General features: G+C 66.3%; 19 protein-coding genes. 3 read left to right on the top strand and 16 right to left on the bottom strand.

The window, feature by feature from the left end; genetic code table 11:
- Positions 1–68: 68 nt before the first annotated feature.
- The 15 genes from ACVOMH_RS02365 to ACVOMH_RS02295 form a co-directional block, all read right to left on the bottom strand.
- Entirely contained in the window at positions 69–1,391 is a 1,323-nt protein-coding gene (locus ACVOMH_RS02365) for a prepilin-type N-terminal cleavage/methylation domain-containing protein (RefSeq protein WP_481550919.1), read from the bottom strand.
- Positions 1,388–2,482 (bottom strand): prepilin-type N-terminal cleavage/methylation domain-containing protein, encoded by a 1,095-nt coding sequence (locus ACVOMH_RS02360; protein ID WP_481550918.1) that lies wholly within the window; start codon positions 2,480–2,482, stop codon positions 1,388–1,390. The genes ACVOMH_RS02365 and ACVOMH_RS02360 overlap by 4 nt, the downstream gene beginning before the upstream one ends.
- Positions 2,479–5,124, bottom strand: coding sequence for a hypothetical protein (locus ACVOMH_RS02355; RefSeq protein ID WP_481550917.1), 2,646 nt, complete (start codon positions 5,122–5,124; stop codon positions 2,479–2,481). The genes ACVOMH_RS02360 and ACVOMH_RS02355 overlap by 4 nt, the downstream gene beginning before the upstream one ends.
- 12 nt (positions 5,125–5,136) lie before the next feature.
- Positions 5,137–5,820 carry a prepilin-type N-terminal cleavage/methylation domain-containing protein gene (locus ACVOMH_RS02350; protein WP_481550916.1) on the bottom strand — a complete coding sequence of 228 codons (684 nt, stop codon included), beginning with the start codon at positions 5,818–5,820 and terminating at the stop codon, positions 5,137–5,139.
- A 13-nt stretch (positions 5,821–5,833) separates the two neighbouring features.
- Complete coding sequence (locus ACVOMH_RS02345; RefSeq protein ID WP_481550915.1) at positions 5,834–7,090, bottom strand: type II secretion system F family protein; 1,257 nt, start codon at positions 7,088–7,090, stop codon at positions 5,834–5,836.
- Positions 7,087–8,802 carry a GspE/PulE family protein gene (locus ACVOMH_RS02340; protein WP_481550914.1) on the bottom strand — a complete coding sequence of 572 codons (1,716 nt, stop codon included), beginning with the start codon at positions 8,800–8,802 and terminating at the stop codon, positions 7,087–7,089. Before ACVOMH_RS02340 ends, ACVOMH_RS02345 begins: the two co-directional genes overlap by 4 nt.
- Positions 8,789–10,171 carry an AAA family ATPase gene (locus ACVOMH_RS02335; protein WP_481550913.1) on the bottom strand — a complete coding sequence of 461 codons (1,383 nt, stop codon included), beginning with the start codon at positions 10,169–10,171 and terminating at the stop codon, positions 8,789–8,791. The genes ACVOMH_RS02340 and ACVOMH_RS02335 overlap by 14 nt, the downstream gene beginning before the upstream one ends.
- A gap of 8 nt (positions 10,172–10,179) precedes the next feature.
- Positions 10,180–10,776, bottom strand: a complete 597-nt coding sequence (locus ACVOMH_RS02330; protein WP_481550912.1) for a hypothetical protein — start codon at positions 10,774–10,776, stop codon at positions 10,180–10,182.
- A 317-nt stretch (positions 10,777–11,093) separates the two neighbouring features.
- Positions 11,094–12,815 carry a pilus (MSHA type) biogenesis protein MshL gene (gene mshL, locus ACVOMH_RS02325; protein WP_481550911.1) on the bottom strand — a complete coding sequence of 574 codons (1,722 nt, stop codon included), beginning with the start codon at positions 12,813–12,815 and terminating at the stop codon, positions 11,094–11,096.
- Between the two features lie 33 nt (positions 12,816–12,848).
- Positions 12,849–13,652 carry a type II secretion system protein gene (locus ACVOMH_RS02320; RefSeq protein ID WP_481523952.1) on the bottom strand — a complete coding sequence of 268 codons (804 nt, stop codon included), beginning with the start codon at positions 13,650–13,652 and terminating at the stop codon, positions 12,849–12,851.
- Position 13,653: 1 nt separating this feature from the next.
- Positions 13,654–14,259, bottom strand: a complete 606-nt coding sequence (locus tag ACVOMH_RS02315) for a hypothetical protein (protein ID WP_481550910.1) — start codon at positions 14,257–14,259, stop codon at positions 13,654–13,656.
- A complete protein-coding gene (locus tag ACVOMH_RS02310; protein ID WP_481523950.1) occupies positions 14,256–14,765 on the bottom strand; it encodes a hypothetical protein in 510 nt (169 codons plus the stop codon). The genes ACVOMH_RS02315 and ACVOMH_RS02310 overlap by 4 nt, the downstream gene beginning before the upstream one ends.
- Positions 14,762–16,147 (bottom strand): hypothetical protein, encoded by a 1,386-nt coding sequence (locus ACVOMH_RS02305; RefSeq protein ID WP_481550909.1) that lies wholly within the window; start codon positions 16,145–16,147, stop codon positions 14,762–14,764. The genes ACVOMH_RS02310 and ACVOMH_RS02305 overlap by 4 nt, the downstream gene beginning before the upstream one ends.
- Positions 16,144–16,710 (bottom strand): hypothetical protein, encoded by a 567-nt coding sequence (locus ACVOMH_RS02300; protein ID WP_481523948.1) that lies wholly within the window; start codon positions 16,708–16,710, stop codon positions 16,144–16,146. The genes ACVOMH_RS02305 and ACVOMH_RS02300 overlap by 4 nt, the downstream gene beginning before the upstream one ends.
- A 5-nt stretch (positions 16,711–16,715) precedes the next feature.
- Complete coding sequence (locus tag ACVOMH_RS02295) at positions 16,716–17,519, bottom strand: prepilin-type N-terminal cleavage/methylation domain-containing protein (protein WP_481523947.1); 804 nt, start codon at positions 17,517–17,519, stop codon at positions 16,716–16,718.
- Between the two features lie 158 nt (positions 17,520–17,677).
- Here ACVOMH_RS02295 and ggt point away from each other — a divergent pair, with 158 nt between their 5' ends.
- Positions 17,678–19,384, top strand: coding sequence for a gamma-glutamyltransferase (ggt, locus tag ACVOMH_RS02290; protein ID WP_481551148.1), 1,707 nt, complete (start codon positions 17,678–17,680; stop codon positions 19,382–19,384).
- 188 nt (positions 19,385–19,572) lie between these two features.
- On the opposite strand, the gene ACVOMH_RS02285 is transcribed toward ggt, so the two are convergent.
- Complete coding sequence (locus ACVOMH_RS02285; protein ID WP_481550908.1) at positions 19,573–21,150, bottom strand: BCCT family transporter; 1,578 nt, start codon at positions 21,148–21,150, stop codon at positions 19,573–19,575.
- A gap of 548 nt (positions 21,151–21,698) precedes the next feature.
- On the opposite strand from ACVOMH_RS02285, the gene ACVOMH_RS02280 reads away from it, so the two are divergent.
- Both ACVOMH_RS02280 and ACVOMH_RS02275 read left to right on the top strand, forming a co-directional pair.
- Positions 21,699–22,280, top strand: coding sequence for a DUF4136 domain-containing protein (locus ACVOMH_RS02280; protein WP_481550907.1), 582 nt, complete (start codon positions 21,699–21,701; stop codon positions 22,278–22,280).
- A 20-nt stretch (positions 22,281–22,300) separates the two neighbouring features.
- The gene (locus ACVOMH_RS02275; protein ID WP_481524486.1) at positions 22,301–22,987 is read left to right on the top strand and encodes an ion channel; all 687 of its coding nucleotides are present in this window, start codon (positions 22,301–22,303) and stop codon (positions 22,985–22,987) included.
- Position 22,988: the final 1 nt, after the last annotated feature.

The raw sequence follows: 22,988 nt of genomic DNA, 5'->3' as shown, positions 1-22,988 counted from the left end.
GCGGATTGTCTGCGGGGCCGGGACGCGTTGGTTCTGGCGATGGGGCTGAACCGTACCCCTGGGGAGGATCAGGGGGTCGCGCCGATCTTGCCGATCTCGGCGCGCTCGGCCGGTCCGGGCGTGATCCCAAGCATGTCGGCACGCTGGGCCTGCAGGGAGACCGCCCGATACAGCGCGGTTGCGCGGAGCTGCAAGGGATAGATGCCGCCGTCCGGATCATCGCTGGCGGGGGTGCCGTCGAGGAACGCGCTGCGGAGCTGGGCGGTCTTTTTCACGTTTTCCACGCTCTTGGCCTTGAATGCGGCCGATGCCGTCGTCGCGCCCAGCGCACTGCCGAGTCCGACCGTCGACAAGGGCACGCGCCAGCTCCAGCCGCCAATGGAGTTCGCCGTCTCGCCGATCGAGTCGAAGATGCCGGCAGTGGCGCTGAAGATCTGTGCCACCGACAGCACGATGGCGGCGTCGGCACCCAAGTCACCGGCATGGGCAAGATCGACCATGATCTCGATCTGCTCCTGGTAGTCGTCCATCGCCGGTACATTCAGCGAAGCGGCCGCGGCGGCATTGGCGTGCGCATGCAGCGCGCTTCCCAGCGATTCGCCGCAGCGCAGCCGGCTCCACAGCTGCTCCATGCCGACCGCCCGAACCTTGTCCTGATAGTCGTTGCCGGCTTCCCGCCGCGGTGATGCGAAGGTGTGGCCCTTGTTGATGGCCGTCGGCGCGCTTGTCGCAGGATCGGTCAGCGCCAGCGCATAGGCGACGTTTGTGACCCGGCCGCTACTGCCGATGGTGTGGGCCTGGCTGCCCAGCGCCGGGGCGTTCATTGCCGTTCGCAGGGCATAGCAGAAGTCCAGGCCGTTGCTTTTCAGCGCCGGTACCGCGGTGCAGTCCACGCCAGCAAGCGTGGCGCAACCGGTCGGCAGCGCGACCTGCGCACTGATACTGCCGGAGGTGGCGTTGCCGAGCATCTGCAGGACAGGGGCGCGGTCCACGGCCACCGCCAGGTCACCTGCCACCGAGGCGAGGTCCGGATCGACGCCAGTGATCGCAGGACTGCGGTACACCGCATAGCGGATGCGTCCGGCACGCGGTTCGGGCAGCCCGAGTTCGGCATGCGGCAGGAAGCCGGTGCTCAGCGTGCAGTTGGCGATCCCGTCGATTCCCGCCGCCGGGCAGGGCAGGTGGTGCCGGGCGGAGACATAGGCCAGCAGCGCGTCGTCGGCGCGTTGTAGAAGCGTGCGTTGCAGCACCTGCTTCTGCTCGGCGTGGGCATAGGTCAGCCAACGCACAAGCAGCACCCCGGCAATGCCCAGCACCACCAGCACCACGCTCAACTCGACCAGCGAGAAGCCGCCCATGCGTTGTCGCGAACGCCTGTGGAATCGTGTCATCTGTCTACTCCGGCTTGATCCAGGGCAATCGCGGTCCGGCTTGCCGTGTCGTACATCACGTGTGCGCGATCACGCTGCTGGTTGGCATACATCAAGGCGGTGTTGGCCGCTTCGATACCTTCTTTGGCGCTGGCGATGTCTGCCTTGGCCAGTTCCACCGAATGGGCGGCATAGCCGATCGAGGCCAGGGCAGTGGCCTGCTCGCCGATGCCGATGGCTATTCCCAGCGGATCGGGTGGGAATCCTGCGGCGGTGAGGACGATGGCGATGGCCTCGTCGAAGATGGCGAACGCCAGGCCGGTAACCGCCGATGCCATACCGGTTTCGGCCTGGACCATGACGATCTGCGCGGTGCGCGCGTCGAACTTGCGGAAGCGGGCCGTATAGGCGGTGACTTCCATGATGCTGTGAGCGGCCAGCGCGCTTTGCGCCGCGCCTTGTGTGCGGGCAACCCGATCGCTGCAGGACAGGCGGCTGGCCAGTTCGCCGAATCCGGCGGCCTGCACCGCCATGGACGCATCGGCATCGCTGCTTCCGGGCAGCCGCAACGTCGCGGCGGCGGCCACTGGGGTGCCTTGCAGTGGAGAGCCATCGCGCGCGCCCAGCGCATAGGCGGCGCTGCTCTCCAGCCCGGGCAGCGGCGGTGCCGCCGTCTGCAGGTCGAACAGCTTCAGGCACAGGTCCAGTGCGTTCGGTGCCGGGGCGGCGGTGCCGGCATAGGCGCCGGCCAGCTGCGGCACGAACAGGTCGGCCGGTGGGACCAGCAGCGCCGGCTGCACCTGGTACAACAGGCGCAGCCTCGTTGAAAGGCCCAGGTCGCGGACCGGCAGCCAGCCCGCCGTGGCGCCCGCATCGGCCTTGCCATCGCCATTGGTGTCGGCGGCCGGCAAGCGGAGGTTGCCGCGCAAGTGGCCAAGCATGGCCTGCTCGGCCTGGGCCAGTTGCTGCTGGCCGGCATCGCGGCCCAGCACCTGCTTGCCGAGCGGAATAAAGCTCACCGCCACCGCGGTGAGCAATGCGGCGATCACCAGCACCACCGCCAGTTCCAGCAGGCTGAAGCCTCGGTGGTGGCGCGAGGAGATCGGCCTCATTGGCCAGCTCCGGCCGGTGCCAACGGGCCAACCGCGCCCCGCTGGTCGGCCTTGAGGATCAGGTTGCCGGCACCGATCACGATCGGACTCTCCTCGCCGCTGCCGATCGTGGTCTGCGCGGCCTTGAGATCCTCATACTTCTGCAACAAGTCGTTGTAGCGGGCCTGCAGGTTTTTCCGGTTGGTGGTTGCCTGCTCGCTTTGCGCTTTGGACCGCTGCCAGTCGGAATAGGCCTGGGCATAGCTGTAGTAGGTGCATGCTCCCTTAAAGAGGCAGTTAATCGTCTGCTGTGGTTCCAGCAGCGGCATTCCCCGGCTGCCCGACGCGGCCGGGAAGTCGTCGTAGTAGCGGGTTCTGCGATCGTCCGGATCATCCTTGCCGGCCCTGGTACACGTCGCGCTGCGGTTTCCGTAGCCGCACCAGGTGTAGATGCCGGTGTCCTCCTCGATCAGCATCTTCTCGAACACCCATTGCTTGGGGTACTCGATGTAAGGGGAGGGCTGGTCGTCGTAGGCTTTCCGGATCGTCTTGAGCAGTGCCTGGTAGGTCTTCAGTTCACTCTCCGCCCTGGCCAGATTGGCGGCGATCATCGGCTTGCACTGCAGGTTGTAGTCGCGCGGATTCTTCTGCATCTCGTCGAGAACCGTCAGCTTGCCGTTCTCGTACTGGGTGCTCTGGCAGGTATCCAGATAGCGGACCTGGTTGTTGGAGTTGTCGCAACGGATCTTGTCCTCCTGCGATGTGGCTTTTCCGCAGATCTTGCTGGCATCGTCACGGGCCATCTGCAGCAGCGTGGCGAAGCTGTCCTTCTGCTTTTTCAGCTCGTCGACCGCATCGGTCATCTCTTCCACGTAGCGCTTTGCATCGGACCACTGCTCGGCCAGCCGCAGGCGCTTGAGGGCATCGACCTTCGCGCTGGGTTTGAGATAGACCTTCCAGCTGTAGCCGGCATTCTCCCCGGACGCGGGCAGTGTGCAGGAGCTGTTCAGGCTGCCGCCGCCGGTCGCTTCGCAACGCCATTCCTGGTAGCGCGCGTCTGATGCACCGACATTGATGCGGTCCGGTTCGATGGTGCGCTCATTGAAGGGCGAGATGCGATGGGTGTAGTACGCGTTCTCGACCGCCAGCGTCCGGTTCTCCTCGGCCCTGGCCTTGTCCACCTGTTGCTTCAGGCCGTCCTGGAATTCGGTTTTCTTGCTCAGGCATTCGTAGACCGGCTGACCGTTCTCGTCGAACACGACCTTCCCGTCTTTCATCACCGGAATCGGGAAATGGTCGGCCCCGAGCTTGTACTCGCAGGTTTCCACCATGGCGCCGAACAGGGTCACCTCCAGCTGCTTGAGCACATCCTCCACCGACTGGGCCTGTGGCTTCACCGCCCGTCTGGCCCGGTCGCGGGCCTTGACGCTGGCGTCCAGGGCCATGCCGACCGGGATCAGCGCGGCCGTATTCAATCCCAGGGCAACGGTGCCGCTGACGGCCGAGACGACCGCAGTCACCAGTGCGGTGATCTTGAACGCCACTTCCCAGCAGGTGATGCCCAGCGAGGCAATGCAGGTGGCAACGGCGCGAACCAGTTCGCCTGCCGACAGATAGGTGCTGCTCAGTGCGTCGTAGATCCCGCCCACGTTCAGGGCAATGGCGGCGATGGTCGTGGCCTGGGTGAAGGTGGCATCGATCACACCCAGCTCACCATTGCCGATGTTGTTTTCCTGCAACTCGCCAATGGTGGTATGGATCGCCACCGCGCCGGCCAGGGCATCCATGGCAATGATTCCAACACTCGGCGGGGCCTGGTCGGGCGAGGTGGTATCGGCAAACTGGCGGCAGCCCAGGCTGTGCGCCATCGATTCGAATGTGCGTACCCGCACCCGGTCGTCGTAGTCGGCATCGCCGGGTTGCGCCGGACTTGGCAGCGCGATGCTGTCCGCGCTGTCGAAACGGCCATGTCGGCCCGGCTGGGTGCCGGCGGCCGTCAATCCGTAGGCGATGTTGTAACGCGCACCGGCGGCATCGACCGTATTGGCAGCGCTGGCATCGCCCTGGGAAAGTGAATTGCGATGCAGCGCGGCGCAGAAGTCCAGCCCATTGCCGACGACCGCAGGCGTACTGCCGGTTGTCCCGAACAAGGCGGGGTTACCGGCCGGGGCGTCTTCTTCCAGCGGCTCACCGTAGGCGTCGGGGATGAGGTAGGCATCGCCGGGTTCGCGCAGTGAGGGGAAGACCATCGGGGCGCCGGCGATGCTGCGCTGCGTTCCCTGCGATGCGGTGTAGCGCACCGGCCCGGCGGCCAGCGCTTGTTCGTTGGCACCCGGCAGCAGCGCGATGGGCAGGAACCCGGACGAAAGCGCGCAGTCCTCCGCCCCCTTGACCGGGTCCTCGCTCCAGTTGCGGGCCGGACAGGGCAGCCGTGAATGGGCCGCCGCATAGGCCATCAGTGCCTCATCGGCCCAGCGCAGCTGTTCCTGCTGGTTGGCGGCCTGCTCCAGTGGGCGTCCGGATTGCAACATAAGCGCGGCAGCGGCGACGACCGCGCCGAGCAGCATCAGCACCAACATGGCTTGCAGCAGGCCGAATCCGCGCTGGCGGCCTCCGGGGGGGGCGGGCGTGCCGATGTCCGGCACCGGGAGATGGATCGACATGGCTGACTCCGCTTACTGGTTCATCTTGATGTAGGCCTGCACCACGGCAATCTGCGCATCCACATTGGCACCTGCGGCACTTTGCTCGTGCCGGGACCACAGACCCGCATCGGCGACGAGCGCGCCGCTGGTGGCGCCCTGGCGACCGACTTCGCGCATCCGCCCGAAGCGCGCATCGACACGGCTGTCGAGGCGCTGGTCCAGCTGTTGGGCCAGCTCGGGGGTCAGGTTGCTCAGCCGCATCACGTTGCGCACGCGCCCTTGATAGCCGCTGGAACTGATCGGCTCGGCCCAGTCGGACACCGCCATCAGACACACTTCGATGCGCTGCGGGATGCCATTGCGATCCTGGTAGACGTAGGCATCCTGGCGGCCCTCGGCGGCCCCGTCGGGGAGGGTGACGCCACGTTTGAGCATTTCATCGACCAGATCCTTGCCGCACAGCGCCGTGGCCGTGGTGGCGCCGCCGACAATCCCGCTGAGCGTGGTGTCGCCGGGCACGCTGCCGGTCTGGGTGGTGTAACGGTCGTAGGCCAGAATCCAGCCTTGTACGAACTGGCTGCTGATGCGCTCGGCCACGGCGCTGCGGTAGACGTCGCGGCCCACGGTCACGGCACCGATGATGATGGCGATGATCACCAGCACCACCGACATCTCCATCAGGGTGAAACCACGCGCGCGATAGATTGATTTCATGGATCGGGTTTCCTTATATCTGCGGCGAGGTGATCGCCTGCTGCACCAGGTCATAGACCGGCAGCAACAGCGCGACGATCAGAAATACGAACATGCCACCGGCCAGCAGCACGACCACCGGTTTGATGATTTCCGACAGGTTGGTGATCAGCCGCTGCAGGCGCAGGCTGTATTCCTCCGACAGCCGCGAGAACTGGCTGTCCAGGGTGCCGGTGTCTTCGCCGACACTGATCATGCGCACCATCATCGAGGGAAAGCCGCCGACCTGGCGCATCGCCGAGGACACCCGGTCGCCGCGTTCGAGCACCTGGCGGATGGCGATGATGCGGTCGCGGTAGTACTCGTCGCGCATCGCCCGTTCCATCACCTGCAGGCTGGACACCATGTCCACGCCGGCGCGGATCAACAACGCCATGTACTCGGTGAAGAACGCCAGTCCGGAAGAGAACATGATGGTCTTGGCAATCGGCAGCCGGTGCAGCGTGTAGTGGGTTGCGCGGCGGAAGGCGCGGCTGTAGCGCCAGCTGACCCACAGCGCGAAGGCCGCCAGCACCAGCGCCACGAGGATGTAGCCCACATGCGAGATCAGCCACTCCGAGCCTTTCATCACCGCCACGGTCAGCGGCGGCAGCTTGGCGTTCATCTGTTTGAAAAGATCGGCCAGGTTCGGGACCACGTAGTAGATCCAGAAACCGCCGGCGGCGAAGATCGCCGAGAACACGAAGGCCGGATAGATCAGCGCCTGCTGGGTATCGGCGGTCATCCGCGAGATCCGTTCGACGTGGTCGGCGGCCTCTTTGAGCATCTTGTCCATGCTGCCGGTCTCGTCGCCGATCATCACCAGGTTGCGCACCGTTTCGGGAAACGCATCCGGATAGCGGCTGAAGGCGTCGCTGAGCGAGGCGCCGGCATCGAGCTCTTCGAGCAGGCGGCGGGCCAGGCGGGCCGGGTTCGAGGCGCGGCCCTGGCCGACCTCGTTGGCGACGGCCCGCAACGCTTCCATCACGGGAATGCCGCTGCTGGTCATCACCGCCAGGTCGCGGAGCATCCCCGACAGCTCGACCGGTTTGATGGTCGGCTTGATCAGGTGGGAGAGCGAGCGCTGGGTTTCGGCCAGCCAGCCGGGAAAACGGTGCAGCGTCAGCACCACGGCGTCGAAGTTCTTTTCCAGCCATAGCCGGGCCGAGGCGTCATGCTCGACGGCCAGCTGGGTGACACCGCTGCGCACGCGGCCGTTGGACAGCAGCAGCTTGTAGTAATAGACGTTCATGGCGCCGGCCCCACGCCGACCACACGCAGCACTTCCTCGCTGGTGGTCTGTCCGGCGATCACCCGGGTACGGGCGACCTGCTCGATGCTCTTGAAACCGGAGGCCATCGCCAGGCTGCGCAGGTTCTCGCGGCCCACGTCATCGGCAATCCCGTTGGCCAGCGCGTCATCGACGATCATGATGTCGTACACCGGCAAACGCCCGAAGTAGCCACTGCCACGGCAGCGGTCACAGCCCGGCCCGCGCCGGCCCATGGAACCGGGCGGTACACCCAGCCATTCGCATTCCTTGGCCGAGAACGGGGCTTCGGTGGCGCAGAACGGACAGACCTGGCGGACCAGGCGCTGGTTGACCACGGCCAGCAGGTTGTCGGCGATCACCTGCGCTTCCAGTCCCAGCGGGCGCAGGCGCGGTACCACGCCGAATACGGTGGTGACGTGCAGGGTCGAGAGCACCAGGTGGCCGGTGGCCGCGGCCTCGACGGCGGCCTGCGCGGTCTCGGCATCACGCATTTCTCCGAGCAGGATCACGTCCGGATCGTGGCGCAGGAAGTGGCGCAGCGCCGAGCCGAATTCATAGCCGGCACGGCGGTTGACCTCGGTCTGCCCGGCGCCGGGGACGCGGTATTCGATCGGATCCTCCACCGTCAGCACGTTGCGTTCGATCAGCGACTGCATGCGCAGAGCCGCGTGCAGGGACGAGCTCTTGCCCGAACCGGTGGGACCGGTGATCAGGATCAGCCCGGCCGGCTTGGCGAACAGCCGTTCCAGCAGTGCCACGTCTTCCGGGAAAAAGCCCATCTCCTCCAGCCCGGCCAGATCGCTGTGCTCGGGCAGCAGACGCATGACCATGCGCTCGCCCGATTCGGTGATCAGCGTGGAGACACGGACGGTGAGCGCGGAGTCCAGCACGGTGGCGCGGAAACTGCCGTCCTGCGGGCGGCGCTGTTCGGAGATGTCCATTTCCGAGGCCAGCTTGATGTAGCCCAGCAGGCGGTTGAGCGTGTTCGGCATCGCCCACATCGGCCGCAACACGCCATCGACACGGAACAGCACGTGCAGACTGTGCTCGGACGGGGCGATGTGGATGTCGGTGGTGCGTTCGCGTACCGCCAGATGGAGCAGGTAGTCGAGCAGTTTTTCAGGGCTGTAGGCGTGGTCGTTGTCCACCGCCAGGCGGCGGATCTCCTTCTCCAGCAGGCTCTCGATCGGGTTCTGCGCGAAGTAGTAGGTCTGCCGGATCAGGCGCGCGACCTTGCCGTACTCGCCCTGCAGGAAGTGGCAGCGCAAACCGCAGCGCTGCAGCACCAGCTGGGCCACGGCGGCGGCATCGGCGTCGCCCAGCAGCACCTCGAGCTGGTCGCCGTTGCGGCGCAACGGCAGGAACTGGCGCATCTGGCACAGCTCGCGGTTGAACATCGCCAGGATCTGCGGGTCCGCCACGGGCAGCGTTTCCACCGCGGCGAACTCGATGCCCATCATGCCGGCATGGGTACGGACGATGTCCGATTCGTTGGCCAGCCCGTGGCGGATCAGCAGGCGGCCGAAGCTCTGCTGCTCGACGAGGTTCTTCTGGCGGGCGTACAGCAGCTGGATCGGGTCCAGCAGTCCCTGTTCGTTCAGCAATACCCCGAGGCGCGCCTGTTCGAGGCTCACCAGCCCCTGGGTGGTGTTCGCCGAGGCGGCGGGGATACGGGAATCAGCCGTGGCCATAGGGTGGGATATCCGTGGGGTTCGAAGAGGTGGAGGCGCCGGAGGGGAGGCTGTCGAGCAGATGCAGGGTGAGCGGATCGGCGATGCCGGTGCCGGGCAGGTGATAGCGCAGCTGCAGCCGGGCGATGGCGCGATGGGTCAGGGGGCCTAGGCGGCCATCAATGTGGCCGTCGTAGTGGCCCGCCTCCCGCAGCTGCTGCTGCAGATACCGTATCTGTCCGGGTACTGCGTCGAGCGGCTGTGATATGGCCGGTGCGCCGAAGGCGATTTCCGCCTGCGTACCGGTGCTGCGCAGGCAGCGGCCGCCATGCGTCTGCAACAGGGCCGCGGTCTGGGCCGGAACGGACTGGCGTACCCGTACCGCCGGATCGATCTTCGCGATGCAGCGCTCCCAGGCGTGGTCCTGGGGGACCTGTGCGACCGCCGCGGCCGGAGCCGGTTCGGCGTGGCTGTCGCCGCTGCGCAGCAGTGTGGTGGTGGCGATGCCGCACAGGGCGGCCAGCGAGGCGGCGATGGCCCACGAGGGCGCATGGCGGCGTTTCGCGCGTGGTTGCCGCACCCCCGCCTCGGCGGCAGCGGCCTGGACCAGCGTTGCATCGATCGTGCGCTGTGCCCCGTTGTCGGCGTACAGGCCGTACAGGCAGCGGTCCATGATCAGGTGGATGTGTCGCGGGTTGCCGCCCGTTGCCTGGTACAGGGCGGCGGCCGCGTCCTCGTGCAGGCTGAAGCGGTCGTTGCCGCCGGCAGCCTGCAGCCGGTGCTGCACATAGGCGCGAACACTTCCAGCTGGCAACGGGTCCAGGCAGGCATGTTTGCTGATGCGGCTGGTGAGCTGGCGGATGCCCGGCTGCGCGAGCAGCGTCAGCAGCTCCGGCTGGCCCGCCAGCACGATCTGCAGCAGCTTCTCCTGCCCGGATTCCAGGCAGGTCAGCAGCCGCAGCAACTCCAGGCTTTCGATATCCAGGTTCTGTGCATCGTCGATGACCAGCACGCAGGTGGTCTGCCGTTGCCAGCATTGCAGCAGGAAGCGGTTGAGTGTCTCGATATCCGCGGCCGGGTTGCCCTGCGGCATCAGCGCGAAATCGCGCAGCACCGCAGCCAGCAGGTCGCCGCCCTGAAGGAATGTATTGAACACCAGCGAGACCACCATCCCGTCCTGCTCCAGCCCGGCGATCAGCTTGCGCAGGAAGGTGGTCTTGCCCGTGCCGACTTCGCCGGTCAGCAGTACGAATCCGGCGCGGGTGCGCAGGCAATGGCCTGCTTCGACCAGGTCGCGCTCCAGCGCCAGGGTCTGGAAGTAGCCGGTGGTATCGGGCGTGGGCGGGAATGGCGAGCGTTGCAGTCCCAGCAGCTCCAGGTGCCGGATCATGGCCGGGTTCATTGGCTGGCTCCCTGCAGCTGCGCCAGCGCCCGGCGGATCAGCGCCGAGTTGCCGTTTTCCGCGGCCAAGCGCCGCAACCGGGTCTGCGCGGCTTCCGCTTCGCCACGACCGGCTTCCAGCAGCGCGAGGTTGACGCCGGCCTGCTCGTCGTTGGTGATACGCGCCAGGATCTGCCGATAGCTTTCCTCTGCGGCCACCAGCTCACCCCGGGTATGGGCCACCCAGGCTTCGGTACGCAGCAGGGTCAGGCTGTCGCCCGGCAGCTGCGAACGCAGCAGCACCAGTCCGGCCTCGATCGCGGCCGCATCGTCCCGTGCCACCGCCGCTTCCAGCGACTTGAGCAGTGCCGGAATCTGTGCGGAAGAGGACGTGGCCGGTGCCGCCATGGCCGGGGCCTGGGTGCCGCTGTCGCGGCGGCTGACGGTGATGCTCAGCTGCTGCGCCTGTACGTCCACCACGGTGTCGGTCGTGGCGACCCCCGTCGCCGTCGGCGCCACCGCAGGGGCCGATGCCGGCGGTGAGGCCGGCACGACGGCCGAAGGCGAGGGTGCCGGCGATGCCGGAATGGCGGCGGTGCCGGTATCCCGGTCCATGGGCGTTGGCGGCGGCAGTGTCGGCAAACCAGGTGTCGGTGACGGCGTGGCTGCCACCTGCCGGATGGCAGGTGCCTTTTGCGCAGGCACGGGGGCGGTCGCCACTGGCGCGACTGGCTGGGGCGCGGCGGGGAGCGGAGCGGTTGCCTTGGTATAGAACAGGCCTGCAGCCAAACCGCCGGCCATCACCGCCGCTGCCCACACAAGCCGTGGGCGGTGGCGTGACGCATGCGCAACCGGCCGCGCGGCAGGTACGGCCGCGGGCGAAGATCGCGCGGGCAGGGCGTTGCTCTGCCGCAGTGCGTCGTAGATCAGGCTCACAGCACTTTCACCCTCAGCACCAGCACCAGCTCGCGGGTGGTGTGGCGCTTGGCGCGGGAACCGAACATGCGGCCGAACACCGGTACGTCGGACAGACCGGGCACGCCACGATCATCCAGGGACGCGTTCTGGTCGATCAGCCCGCCGAGCATCACCGTGTCGCCGTCGCGCAGGTTGAGGGTGGTGGTGATGCCCTTGACGTTGACCTGCGGCAGGGTGACCGCATTGCCGTTCGGGAATTCCTTCAGCGCCAGGCTGGCGGTATCGACCTCGGTCTGCATCGGATGCACCAGCAACTCGACGGTACCGTTGTCGTGGATCATCGGCGCCACGCCGATCACCACGCCGGAGAACAGTGAATCGGTCTGGATGTCGGTGGACTGGTTGGAAGCACCGCCGCCGGTATTGGAGAAGTTGCTGGTGGACTTGGTGACGTAGCGGATGTTGGTGCCCACGCTCAGGTAGGCCGGGCTGCCGTTGCGCACGCGCACACTCGGGTTGGACAGCACCTTGACGTTGCCGAAGCCGCGCAGCACGTTGACCGCGGCCGAGAACGTGTCGCCCACATAGCTCAGCCCCATCGCGCGTCCCAGGGCGGAGCCCAGGGTCTGGTTGGGGAACGTGATCGTGCGTGCCTGCTCGTTTAGACGGGTCAGGCCGTCATAGCCGAGGACGGAATCGGCGGCCGGCAGAATCGTTGCCGGCGTATCGGCGTAGATGCCGGCAACGCGATCGCGCAACAGGTTCCAGTCCACCCCGAAATTGCTGTTGTCGTTGAGCGACACATCCAGGATCTGGGCTTCGACCAGCACCTGGCGGCGCAGCTTCTTCTTGTTGTGCTCGACCAGCTCCTCCACCGCACGGATCTGCGAGGGGCGACCGCGCACGAACAGGGTGCCGCTGTTCGGATCCAGGTTGTAGCTGGCAACCGCGGCCGGCTTGGGCGCGTCGGGCGTGGTCGGTGCGGTGTTCTGCTTGGCCTTCTCGATCTCCAGGATGACATCCAATGCCGCGCCGAGCTGCTTGTACGGGTCGCTTTCCTTGCCGACCGTGCCGATCATCGACAGTGCACCGCGCAGTGACTGCCCCCCGCCTTCGCCGGCCATGCCGGCACCGAACACGTCGCCACCGGTGGCCAGGTCCAGTGACGTGACCGAATTGAGCATGTCCACGTTGAAGATGCGCTCCTTGGTCTGGCTGACGACCAGTGCCCCGCCGCGCAGTTCGCCATGCAGGTCGAACGCTTCCAGGATGTGGTTGAACACCTCGCGTGCCGAGACATTGCTCAGGTGCAGGCTGGAGCGCTGTTTCTGCTCGAGCACCTTGGGGTCGACGATGAGGTTCATCTTCAATTCGCCGGCCAGTGCCCACAGCAGCTGGCCGACGTCGGCATCGAACATGCTGATGCTGACCACGCTGTGCTCCAGCGGGTCGTAGGCCGGCGCCAGCGGCGTGGTGACGGTGCCGAGCGGGGCCTTGCGCTCGATGCTTTCCAAACGGCGGTCCTGTGCCTGGAGCAGCTTGGCCGACTCATCGGCGATCGCCGTGCCCGTCTTCTCCAGGGCCTTGTGTTCGACCGGCGGCAGGTCCTGCACGCTGCGCGGAGGCATGTTGGCGCAGGCGCCCAGCAGCAGGCTGCCGATGCCGGCCACCAGCAGGCGGGGCAACGGCGTGGTCTGTGGCGATGTGGGCGTCGTGGAGCGGGACAGGTGCGTCATGGGATGAACCTCGGAGAAGACGGGGTGGTGAGCTCAGCGTTCAAGGGCGGTCAGCCAGCCGAGCAGGGTTCCGGCGCTTTCGGCCAGCACCAGGTCGTCATGGCGGAAACTGGAAGGGCGGTCGGGATTGGCCATGCACAGGGAACTTCCCGAGGCAAAGCCGTTGTTGACGGTATCGAAGCGCGGATGCGGGCTGGCGCTGTTGCCGTCCCTGTCGCGGCCGGGGGCTACCAGTGCGAATGCAGGATTGACGGTGTCGCCGGCCTCGTCGCAGACCGGAGTCGCGCCGGCGGGATCGGCCGGATAGAAGGCAGTGCCAGCGGGGACCTTGTAGTACGGCTGGCCGGTTGATCCGGGTTGAGCCGTCACGTCGGCCAGCGTGGCCAACAGGCCTGCGGTGCCATCCTGATCGGTGAATTCGGCGGACCGGGGGAGCGGGCGGGTCAGGTCGGTGCCGGCTTTCCGGTAGACGGCATAACGCAGCCGTTGTTCGAGCGGTGGCAGGCTCAGGCCCAGCGATTCGTACGGCAGCCAGCCCACACGCAGTGCCGCCGGGCAGCTTGCAACGGCGGTGCCCGTGCCCGGGGTTTCGCGGCCGAGATGGCTGCTGCCGGCGGCCTCGCTGCTGTCCGGACAGGGCAGCCGTTTATTGCGCACGAGGAAGGCACGCAGCGCATTGCGTGCTTCGGCCAGCTCCGCCTGCGCGCGGGCGTGGTCACGCGATTGCCCGTACAGCTCGAAGGCGCCCACGCCCAGCGCGCTCAGCAGGCCGATGATGCCGGTGACCACCGACAGCTCGACCAGGTTGAATCCCCGTTGGCGGCGCGGCAAAGCCATATCAGCGGGGGACCGCCGGGGCCGGTGCCGCGGATGCCGCACTGGAGATGTCATAGCGCAACTGGGCCCGCAGGCGGCTCAGCTCGTCACTGACCTGGGAGATGCGTGCCTGCCGCTGCGGCGAGTCGGGCTGCTGGATCAGCATGGCCATCTCGCGGCCGAGCCGTTGCGCCTGCAACGCGATCTGGATGTTGGCGCGTGCCGCTTCGATATTGACGTTGGCTGGCAATGAGCCTGTGGCAGCGGCCGTATCCAGCTGGCGCAGCAATGCCTGTGCCTGGGCTTCGTTCTGTGCAAGCTGCTGGTCCATCTGCTGCAGGCTCAGCTGTGTGGCGGCGGCCGGTTTGGCCGGGCGGCGGGGAAACGCGGGTGCCGTGGCGATACCGGTATCCGGCGCGGCTGTCTGCGCGGCGCCGCTGCTTTGCCACGGGGCCACCGTGTCCTCCGTGGCAGTCGCGGCTGGCGGGAGCCCGCTGGACACGGTTTCCACAGCGGATTGCGCGGTCGCCACGGCGGCGGAGGGCTGTCGCCGCAAGCCGGCGACCAGCAGCACGCCGACCAGTGCCAGGGCGCCGGCGCCCAGCACGATCTTTGCTGCCGGCTTCACAGCGTGTCTCCACTCATGACCGGATTGCGTACCTTCAGCACGCTGGTCTGGCCATCGGCGCTGCGCAGCCGCACCCAGTCACGGCCGATCGCCAGCACGCGCGAGCCATCGTCCAGCCGCGAGCCGGTTCTCACCGGTTGGCCGTTGACCACGGCACTGCTGCGGCCGTTGGTGACAAGAACCATGGAGACGCTGACCGGGCCTGCGAATGTGTCGGGGCCGGTGGCGCTGCCGTCCGTGAGGGACGGCGCCGCCTCGGTGGCCGGCGGCAGGGCGATGAGGGATTCCCCCGCACTTGGGGCGGTAACCGGGCGCAGCCGCGCGACCAGCTCCAGTACTTGGCGGTTGCGGTTGATCGATGCGCGCAGTTGCGCTGCTTGCGTGCTTTCCTCGGCGTTGTTGCCGAGGAACAGCACCGCCGGTTTGACGATCACCATTGACGCCAGCCAGCCCGAAACACCGAGCCAGAGCGTCAGTGCGGTCATCGCGATGTATTTTTTCTTCACGGTGTCGGCTCCGGCGTGCCCGTGGCAACGGTTTTGAGCAGATAGGAAAAGACGCCCCCTCCGGCGCGGGTGCCGCCGCCAGACTGCGGATCCAGCGGGACTGGATCGAAACCTTCACGGCGCAGGCGCTCGACGAACGTGGCCACCTGCATGCCGGGTGTGCCGCGCCCGGCATCCACCATTCCATCCACGCGCAGGGTGCGTTGTGGTGCAGCCCCCGGCAGTACCGGCATACCGGGCTGGCTGGGCGGTTGTTCCACCCGCACGCGCAGGATCCGCACCTCATCGCTGGCGGCGCGACGGACGGCTTCCAGGCCGCTGACCGGATTCACCCTGTCGGCAAGACCCTTGGCTTTCTCGACGAACTGCAGCGCGTTGTCGAATCCGGCCGGTAGTGCAGCGTCACCGGCCAATTGCAGGGTCTTGCTCTCAAGTGCCGCGATTTCAGCGGAGATGGCCTCACTGCGCGTTTCGGCGTCGTTGGCGCTGAGGGTCCACCGCGCGCCGAGCGCACCCAGTGCGATGGTGATCAGCAACGAGGCTGCAGAAGCCAGTGGCAAGGCCCACTCGGCCAGATAGGCGGCACGGCTGGGCAACGGGTTGACCGCGTCGCGGGTGGAGGCATGGGCACGTACCCAGTCGATGCCACTGGACCAGCGCCGGCCCTCGGCATCGCTGAAAGTCCGCATCGGAACCTGGCTGACGCGCGCACCGGTGTTGACGGAAAAAATCTCCGCCAGTGCCTCGTTCATCGGTACCTGGCCCGGTTCGGCCGCGGGAACAAACAGCGAACACCACTGGAACTGCAGCGGCTCGGCATCCTCGTCGCTGCGTGCCAGGTCATCGGCGACCTGCTGGGCGAGGGCACCGGCGGTCATCGTCAGGTCGGTGACATCCTCGCTGTAGGCCATCGAGGAACGGCAGATGATGTCGTGCTTGCGTACCGCCAGCACGCACAGCTGCCGCCCGGCATGGATGACCAGGCCTTCGCCACTCTTGATCGCGCTCCACATCAGCGAGGTCAGTGGCACCACCAGACAGTGGTCCGGCTGGGCCTCGGCCCACGCATAGGTCTGCTGCCAGAGCTCGAGCGGTACCGCGGTGAACAGCGATTGATAACCGGCGCCCATGGAGCGGTTCTTGTGGATCAGGATCTTGCCCTCGCCGTCGATCATGCCGTCGGCGCGCAAGCGCTTTTCGATCAGGGCGACCGCATGGGCGGGGCTGCCTTCCAGGGAGATGACGCTGCTGACGCCGCCTTCGAATTCGGCGAACAGCCAGGCCGGCCCTTCCAGGCGTGGACGGCTGTCGGTGACCGCCACGGTATCGTGGCCGAACACCAGCCAGCGGCCGTGGAGCTGGACGATGCTTTGCATGCTCATGGTTGGGCGCTCGCGTGGGTGGTCTGCGCAACGATGCCGGTGGTATCGGGCGGGCCGGCGGTGCGGAACAGCAGGCTGCCGCGCAATGTCAGCGACAACGGTGCCGGTGGTCGGTCACCCAGCTCCAATGGCAGATGGAACAGCCCTTCTTCGACGTGGGTCACTGAAAGTTCGAAGGTGTCGGCACCGAAGATCCGCTCCGGTGCCGGGGCGATGCCGGCCAACAGCGAACTGGCGTCCGCGCGCGAAAGCTGCGTCTGGTTCAGGTTGATCAGGCGTTCGCCCCAGACCTCCGGGCGCATGTCCAGCGCCGCCAGCTGATCCATCAGCTGGCCCGCCGAACGCGCGTTGTCGACCTTCAGTTGTGCCTCTTGCTGGTGCATTTTCGCCAGCGCCAGCAACTCGTTGCGGTTGCTGAGCTGGTCATAGGCCTTTGCCAGCCCGGTCCGTGCGGTGATGAACCACGCGGCGGCGGCGACCAGGGCTAGAAGCGTCCCGGCGAACACCAGCAGGGAGAGACGACGTGACCGGCGCAGCCGGCCCAGCGGCGAGGCGATGGCCATGGCTTTTACTGGTTCATCTTGTAGTGGGCGGTCATCGTCAACACCTGTTCGGTATCGGTGTTGGTGCCGTTTGCGGCAGCCGTGCCGGTGCCGGAGGTATTGAAGGCCTCGGTGTTGTTGCCCTGCCATTCGATGCCGGCGGTGTTGGCATTGTCCGTGGCGGTCTTGGCGGCGACGCCCTGCTGGCGGAACGCGCCGGATTGCGGATCGGGCTTGCCGTCGATCATCTGGTCCAGTGAGCGCGCCAGGTCCGGGGTCAGGCCGGAGATGACCATCACATTGCCCGAGCCGGAGCCGGTACCCGGCGGATTCCACTGGAAGCAGACCTGCACTTCCTGCGGATTGCCGTTGGTATCCAGGTAGACATAGCGGTCTTCAAAACCTTCGCCGCGACCCGGCGGCAGGCTGATGCCGGCGCGGCGCATCATGTCGCGCAGCTGCAGGCCATTGGTGCTTGCCGCGGTGATGCCCTGCGGGGCGGCGGCATTGCAGATGGCACCGGGCGAGGTCGCGCCGGCCATGTCGCCGCCGGACAGCGAACCGGCGGCACCGTTGAAGTCGATACCGGCAACCATCAGCCGCGGCGCCGCCTGGTTGTCACCCACCGGGGCGCCGAAACGCTGGTGGTAGCTGTTGTAACCCACCACCCACTGGTCGACGAACTTCTGCTTGATCCGGGTGTACTCGGCGTTGCGCTGGACATCGCGGCCGATCATCACCGCGCCGATGATTACACCAATAATGACCAGCACCACGGCCATTTCGACCAGCGTGAAGCCGCCTTGGCGGCGGTTGGATCGGATTTGCATTGAAGAGCCCCTTTGGAAGAACCGGTGTGCCCGCTGTTGCTGGCGCGGGTGGTGTGTTTCAGCCGACTAGATACGGGGGCGGCGTAAGACACGCGTAAGAGCTGGGCGAACGCGGGGTGCTGGACTATCTTCTGGATATTCCCGACAGGTACCTTCCGATGATCCGTAGCGCGCTGTTGCTGGCCATGACCGTGGTTCCCGCGACGTTTTCATTTGCCGCCGACCGCATCACCGGTCCCGGGTTTGCCACCCGTTCGGAGGTCATCGCGCCGCATGCGATGGCGGCGACCTCGCAGCCGCTGGCCACGCAGATCGCGCTGGAGGTGATGAAGTCCGGCGGCTCGGCGGTGGACGCGGCCATTGCCGCCAATGCCGCACTCGGGCTGATGGAGCCGACCGGCAACGGGATCGGCGGGGACCTGTTCGCGATCGTCTGGGATCCGAAGACGCAGAAGCTGTATGGCTACAACGGCTCGGGCCGTTCGCCGCGTTCGTTGACCCTGGCCGAACTCCAGCGCCGGGGACTGAAGGAGATCCCGGCCACCGGGCCGCTGCCGGTGTCGGTGCCGGGCACGGTGGATGGCTGGTTCGCGCTGCATGAGCGCTTCGGCCGCAAGCCGATGGCCGACAATCTGGCACCTGCCATCGGCTACGCCCGCGACGGCCATCCGGTGGCGGAGGTGATCGCCTATTACTGGGACCGCTCGGTGCCCAAGCTGTCGTCGTATCCCGGGTTCAAGGAACAGTTCACCATCGACGGTCGCGCCCCGCGCAAGGGCGAGATCTGGCGTAATCCGAATCTGGCCGACACACTGCAGCAGATTGCCGAGGGCGGTCGTGACGCGTTCTACAAGGGGCCGATCGCCCGCACCATCGGCGCCTACTTCAAGGCCAATGGCGGCTATCTCAGCTACGAGGACCTGGCCAGCCACCACGGCGAGTGGGTGGAGCCGGTCAGCAGCAACTACCGGGGATATGACGTCTGGGAACTGCCGCCCAACAGCCAGGGCATCGCCGCGCTGCAGATCCTCAATATCCTGGAGGGCTACGACTTCTCGAAGATCCCGTTCGGCTCGCCCGAACATGTCCACCTGTTCGTGGAGGCCAAGAAACTGGCCTTCGCCGATCGGGCGCGCTTCTATGCCGACCCGGCGTTCTCACCGGCGCCGGTGCAGCGGCTGATTTCCAAGGACTACGCCGCGCAGCGGCGCGCGTTGATCTCGCCAGACAAAGCGTTGACGCAAGTGCAGCCGGGCACGCCCCGTCAGCTGGAGGAGGGCGACACCATCTACATGACCGTGGCCGATGCCGACGGCATGATGGTGTCGCTGATCCAGTCCAACTATCGCGGCATGGGCAGTGGCATGGCGCCGCCGGGGCTGGGCTTCATCCTGCAGGATCGTGGCGAGATGTTCGTCCTGCAGAAGGATCATCCCAATGGCTATGCACCCGGCAAGCGGCCGTTCCAGACCATCATCCCGGCGTTCATCACCAAGGACGGCAGGCCCTATGCGAGCTTTGGCGTGATGGGCGGCGCGATGCAGCCACAGGGGCATGCGCAGATCGTGATGAACCTGGTGGATTTCGGCATGAACCTGCAGGAGGCCGGCGATGCCCCGCGCATCCAGCACGAAGGTTCGACCGAGCCGACCGGACAGGCGCTGGCGATGAGCGACGGCGGCGAGGTCAATCTGGAAACCGGGTTCCCGTACGAAACCATCCGCGCGCTGATGCGCAAAGGCCACCGGGTGGTATTCGCCGACGGTCCCTATGGTGGCTATCAGGCGATCCTGCGTGACCCGGACAGCGGGGTGTATTACGGCGCATCGGAGAGCCGCAAGGACGGGCAGGCGGCTGGCTACTGAGTCCGGTTGAGAAAGCCGCCGCCGGCAACGGGCGGGACTGACGGCAGCGCCGGCAAGCGCGCTTGGGGGCTGTCCTCGCAGACACGCAGGCCAGGCGTGTCACTGATCCGCCACCCTGCGTTCCCGGACGGAAGCGGGCGGGCCGCTTTGCTCAGCGATGGCACGCACCGCCCAGGCGCGGGCACCGCTCAATCACCGCCCACGGTGCGTTCCGCCTCGGCCCGGGCGTCCTCCTGGGCCATCTGTTCGCGTTCTATCCATGCCTCGATGATGTGCCGGGTGCGCTGTGCCAGGCGGCGCTGCCGGTGGTGTTCGGCATCCAGTACCCGGTACAGCGACACCATCACCAGCACCATCAGCAAGGCGAAGGGCAGCGCCGCGATGGTGATCATGCTTTGCAATGCGTCCAGTCCGCCGGCCAGCAGCAGGACTGCGGCGATGAGCGCAACAGCCACGCCCCAGACCAGTTTGCGTGACAGCGGCGGGTCGCCGGCTTCGTCAATGGACATGCTGGCCAGCACCAGGACCGCCGAATCGGCCGAGGTGACGAAAAAGATGGTCAGCAGTACCAGCGCAAGGCCGGAAAGAAGCAGTGAGGCGGGCAGGCTGTCGAACATCGTGAACAGTACCGTCTCATAGCCGTTGCCCAATGCCTGCACCAGATCGGCCTGGCCGAACAGCTGCGACCACAGTGCGGTTCCACCGAACACGGAAAACCACAGGAAGCCGAGCAGCGTGGGTGCCAGCACCACGCCCACCACGAATTCCCGCACGCTGCGACCCCGTGAAACGCGCGCGATGAAGGAGCCGACGAAAGGCGCCCATGCGATCCACCACGCCCAATAGAAGATCGTCCAGTCCGCCACCCAGGTGCTGCCGGAGAAGGGCGACATGCGCAGGCTCATCGTCACCAGCTGGTTCAGATAGGAGCCCAGCGTGGTGGTGAACGTATCGAAGATGAAGCCGGTGGGGCCGAGCAGCAGGACCGCCGCCAGCAGCAGCGCGGCCAGGGCGAGGTTGAAGTTGGACAGCCACTTGATGCCCCGTTCCACGCCGCTGGCGGTGGAGGCCATGTACAGCACGAACGCCACCACGATCACGGTCAGCTGCAATGGGACGCCGGCACTCACCCCGAATACCCGTTGCAGGCCGGCGGCGATCTGGATGGTGCCAAAGCCCAGTGTCGGGGGCACGCCGATGGTGGTGGCCACCACAGCGGTGATGTTCACCAGCTTGCCGAACCAGCCGCGGTGATGATGTCCGATGACCGGTTGCAGCATGTCGCTGATCAGTCCCCGTCCATTGCGGTTGTACTGGAACCAGGCCATCGCCAGCCCGATCAGCGCATAGATTGCCCAGGGGTGCAGGCCCCAGTGGAAGAACGCATAGCGCATCGAAGCGCGCGCCGCGTCCATGCTTTGCGCTGGCAGGCCCTCGGGCGGAGTAACGAAGTGCGAGATCGGCTCGGCGGCACCCCAGAACACCAGGCCGATTCCCATGCCAGCGGCAAACAGCATCGACAGCCAGCTGGCGCGGGAGAAATCCGGTTCGGCATCCTCGCCGCCGATGCGCAGGTTGCCCAGTCGGCCGAAGGCCAGATACAGCAGGAACAGCAGCGTCAGAAACACGATCAGCAGATACAGCCAGCCGGCGCCGCGTACCACCTCGGTCAGCGCGGTCTGCACCACCTCGTTGAACGGACCGGGTGCGATACCGGCGATGAGCACCAGCAGGGCAACCAGTGCGATGGAGACACGAAACACCATAAAGGAGCTTCTCCAGTCAAAGGGGATTGAAGGGAGCTGAGCCGGGATCTGCGCAGCAGGGGGTTCTCCGCGGGCAGGCGCGGCAAGGCGCTGCAGGCGAGCCCGGAGTAGGGCCACTGGAATTGGCGCGACGATCATCATGCTACTGAACGGAATGTCACCATTTTGTTAGCGGTCGATGACGGGGCGTGGTGCGGCGGTGACCGGCTGACACGGCACCGTCCTGCGTTGCGTTGCGTTGCGTTGCGTTGCGCGGCGATGCCGATGGGGCGATGAGTCCGCTGCGAGGACATGGCATGGGTGACGCATCCCAGTCAGGTCACCCTCACCGGGGCAGCGGGTGAGGGTGATCGGGCAAGCCGTGGACGGGGTGGGGGCGCCACACCCCGGCAGGCCGAGACCCTCAAGTCCCCGTGCGCGGGTCCGGGTATCCCTTTCCAGCCCCTGCCATTGCCCGGAGGTCCGGGCACAGCGCATCCGGCGGCTGTTTGACCGCCGGCACCGGTTGGACGTGCTAGCGTTCTTCCGTCCACCACTGGGAAGTCGTCATGGAACTTCGCACCGTTTTCCGGCTTGTCGGGCTGTCCTTGGTACTGATGCTTGCCGCCTGCGCCAGCACCCCGCGTGTAGCCAGCCAGGCGGATCCCAGCGCGGACTTCTCGCGCTACCGCAGTTTCGCGTTCTACACGCCGCTGGCGCTGGAGCAGCACGGTTACACCACCATCACCAGCAACCGCATCCGTGCGGCGGTCCGCACCCAGATGGAGGCACGGGGTTATGTGTTCGATGAGCGCAATCCGGATTTGTGGGTGAACCTCAACGCGTACCTGCAGGACAAGACGCGTGTCACCACGATGCCGGAAGTGGACTACGACTATTACTACAGCTACCGCGCCCGCGGCTATGTGGCTGTGCCTTACTGGCGTGACCGTACCGATGTGTACCAGTACACCGAGGGCACACTCAATGTGGATGTGATCGATGCCCGTCTGAAGCGGCTGGTCTGGGAAGGCATCGCGGTTGGCACCGTCGGCCGTTCCGACCCGCAGCGTCGCGGCGAGCGGATCGACACGGCCGTGGCGGCAATATTTGCCGAATACCCCTATCGTGCGGCCGCCGCCACCCCCTAGAGTCCCGTCGCATGGCGAGGATGTCCGGTGCTTTCGCGCGCGCCCAGCTGAGATGGATCGTACTGGCACGCAAGCACCCGTCGGCCTGGTTGCTAGGCGTGCAGCTGCTGGGCGTGCTGCTGTATCCGGTGATGGAAAACATGCCAGCAGGACGTGCGGTGTTCGGCGCCTTCGGCATGGCGGTGCTGGGCTTGTCGGTGTGGGTGGTGCGTCGCAGTCCGCTCACCATCTGGATTGCACTGGTGCTGGCGATACCGGCGGTGATTTTCTCGGTCGCCGGCGCCTTGCTCGATCGCTATTCGGTGACGATGGTGGCGCAGGTATTCGAATGTCTGCTGTACTTCTATACGACATGGAGCCTGATCGCCTACATGTTGCAGGATCACAAGGTCACCCGCGATGAGCTGTTCGCCGCCGGCGCGACCTTCACCCTGCTGGCCTGGGCATTCGCTTTCGCGTTTTCGGTCTGCCAACACTGGATCCCGGGCAGCTTTGTCGCCACCAGCGAGGGCGATTTCCGGACGTGGACGGAGCTGCTTTATCTCAGCTTCAGCTTGCTCTCGGGAGTGGGCCTGAGTGATGTCGTACCGGTGCTGCCGCAGGCCCGCGCGCTGGTGATGCTGGAGCAGTTTTCAGGCGTGATGTATGTGGCTCTGGTTGTTTCCCGACTGGTCGGACTGACGATCCACAAAGCCGGAAAAAAATGAA

It is taken from the genome of Stenotrophomonas sp. STEN013 (assembly GCF_056760355.1).
This window is presented reverse-complemented; position numbering and strand designations above follow the sequence as displayed.

What these genes read in the sequence shown, in the direction of transcription:
- ACVOMH_RS02355 (WP_481550917.1), bottom strand. Translation starts at nt 5,124, where the DNA reads ATGTCGATCCATCTCCCGGTGCCGGACATCGGCACGCCCGCCCCCCCC.
- ACVOMH_RS02320 (WP_481523952.1), bottom strand. Translation starts at nt 13,652, where the DNA reads ATGGCTTTGCCGCGCCGCCAACGGGGATTCAACCTGGTCGAGCTGTCG.
- ACVOMH_RS02345 (WP_481550915.1), bottom strand. Translation starts at nt 7,090, where the DNA reads ATGAACGTCTATTACTACAAGCTGCTGCTGTCCAACGGCCGCGTGCGC.
- mshL (WP_481550911.1), bottom strand. Translation starts at nt 12,815, where the DNA reads ATGACGCACCTGTCCCGCTCCACGACGCCCACATCGCCACAGACCACG.
- ggt (WP_481551148.1), top strand. Translation starts at nt 17,678, where the DNA reads ATGATCCGTAGCGCGCTGTTGCTGGCCATGACCGTGGTTCCCGCGACG.
- ACVOMH_RS02295 (WP_481523947.1), bottom strand. Translation starts at nt 17,519, where the DNA reads ATGCAAATCCGATCCAACCGCCGCCAAGGCGGCTTCACGCTGGTCGAA.
- ACVOMH_RS02275 (WP_481524486.1), top strand. Translation starts at nt 22,301, where the DNA reads ATGTCCGGTGCTTTCGCGCGCGCCCAGCTGAGATGGATCGTACTGGCA.
- ACVOMH_RS02305 (WP_481550909.1), bottom strand. Translation starts at nt 16,147, where the DNA reads ATGAGCATGCAAAGCATCGTCCAGCTCCACGGCCGCTGGCTGGTGTTC.
- ACVOMH_RS02280 (WP_481550907.1), top strand. Translation starts at nt 21,699, where the DNA reads ATGGAACTTCGCACCGTTTTCCGGCTTGTCGGGCTGTCCTTGGTACTG.
- ACVOMH_RS02335 (WP_481550913.1), bottom strand. Translation starts at nt 10,171, where the DNA reads ATGATCCGGCACCTGGAGCTGCTGGGACTGCAACGCTCGCCATTCCCG.
- ACVOMH_RS02285 (WP_481550908.1), bottom strand. Translation starts at nt 21,150, where the DNA reads ATGGTGTTTCGTGTCTCCATCGCACTGGTTGCCCTGCTGGTGCTCATC.
- ACVOMH_RS02365 (WP_481550919.1), bottom strand. Translation starts at nt 1,391, where the DNA reads ATGACACGATTCCACAGGCGTTCGCGACAACGCATGGGCGGCTTCTCG.
- ACVOMH_RS02340 (WP_481550914.1), bottom strand. Translation starts at nt 8,802, where the DNA reads ATGGCCACGGCTGATTCCCGTATCCCCGCCGCCTCGGCGAACACCACC.
- ACVOMH_RS02330 (WP_481550912.1), bottom strand. Translation starts at nt 10,776, where the DNA reads ATGGACCGGGATACCGGCACCGCCGCCATTCCGGCATCGCCGGCACCC.
- ACVOMH_RS02360 (WP_481550918.1), bottom strand. Translation starts at nt 2,482, where the DNA reads ATGAGGCCGATCTCCTCGCGCCACCACCGAGGCTTCAGCCTGCTGGAA.
- ACVOMH_RS02350 (WP_481550916.1), bottom strand. Translation starts at nt 5,820, where the DNA reads ATGAAATCAATCTATCGCGCGCGTGGTTTCACCCTGATGGAGATGTCG.
- ACVOMH_RS02300 (WP_481523948.1), bottom strand. Translation starts at nt 16,710, where the DNA reads ATGGCCATCGCCTCGCCGCTGGGCCGGCTGCGCCGGTCACGTCGTCTC.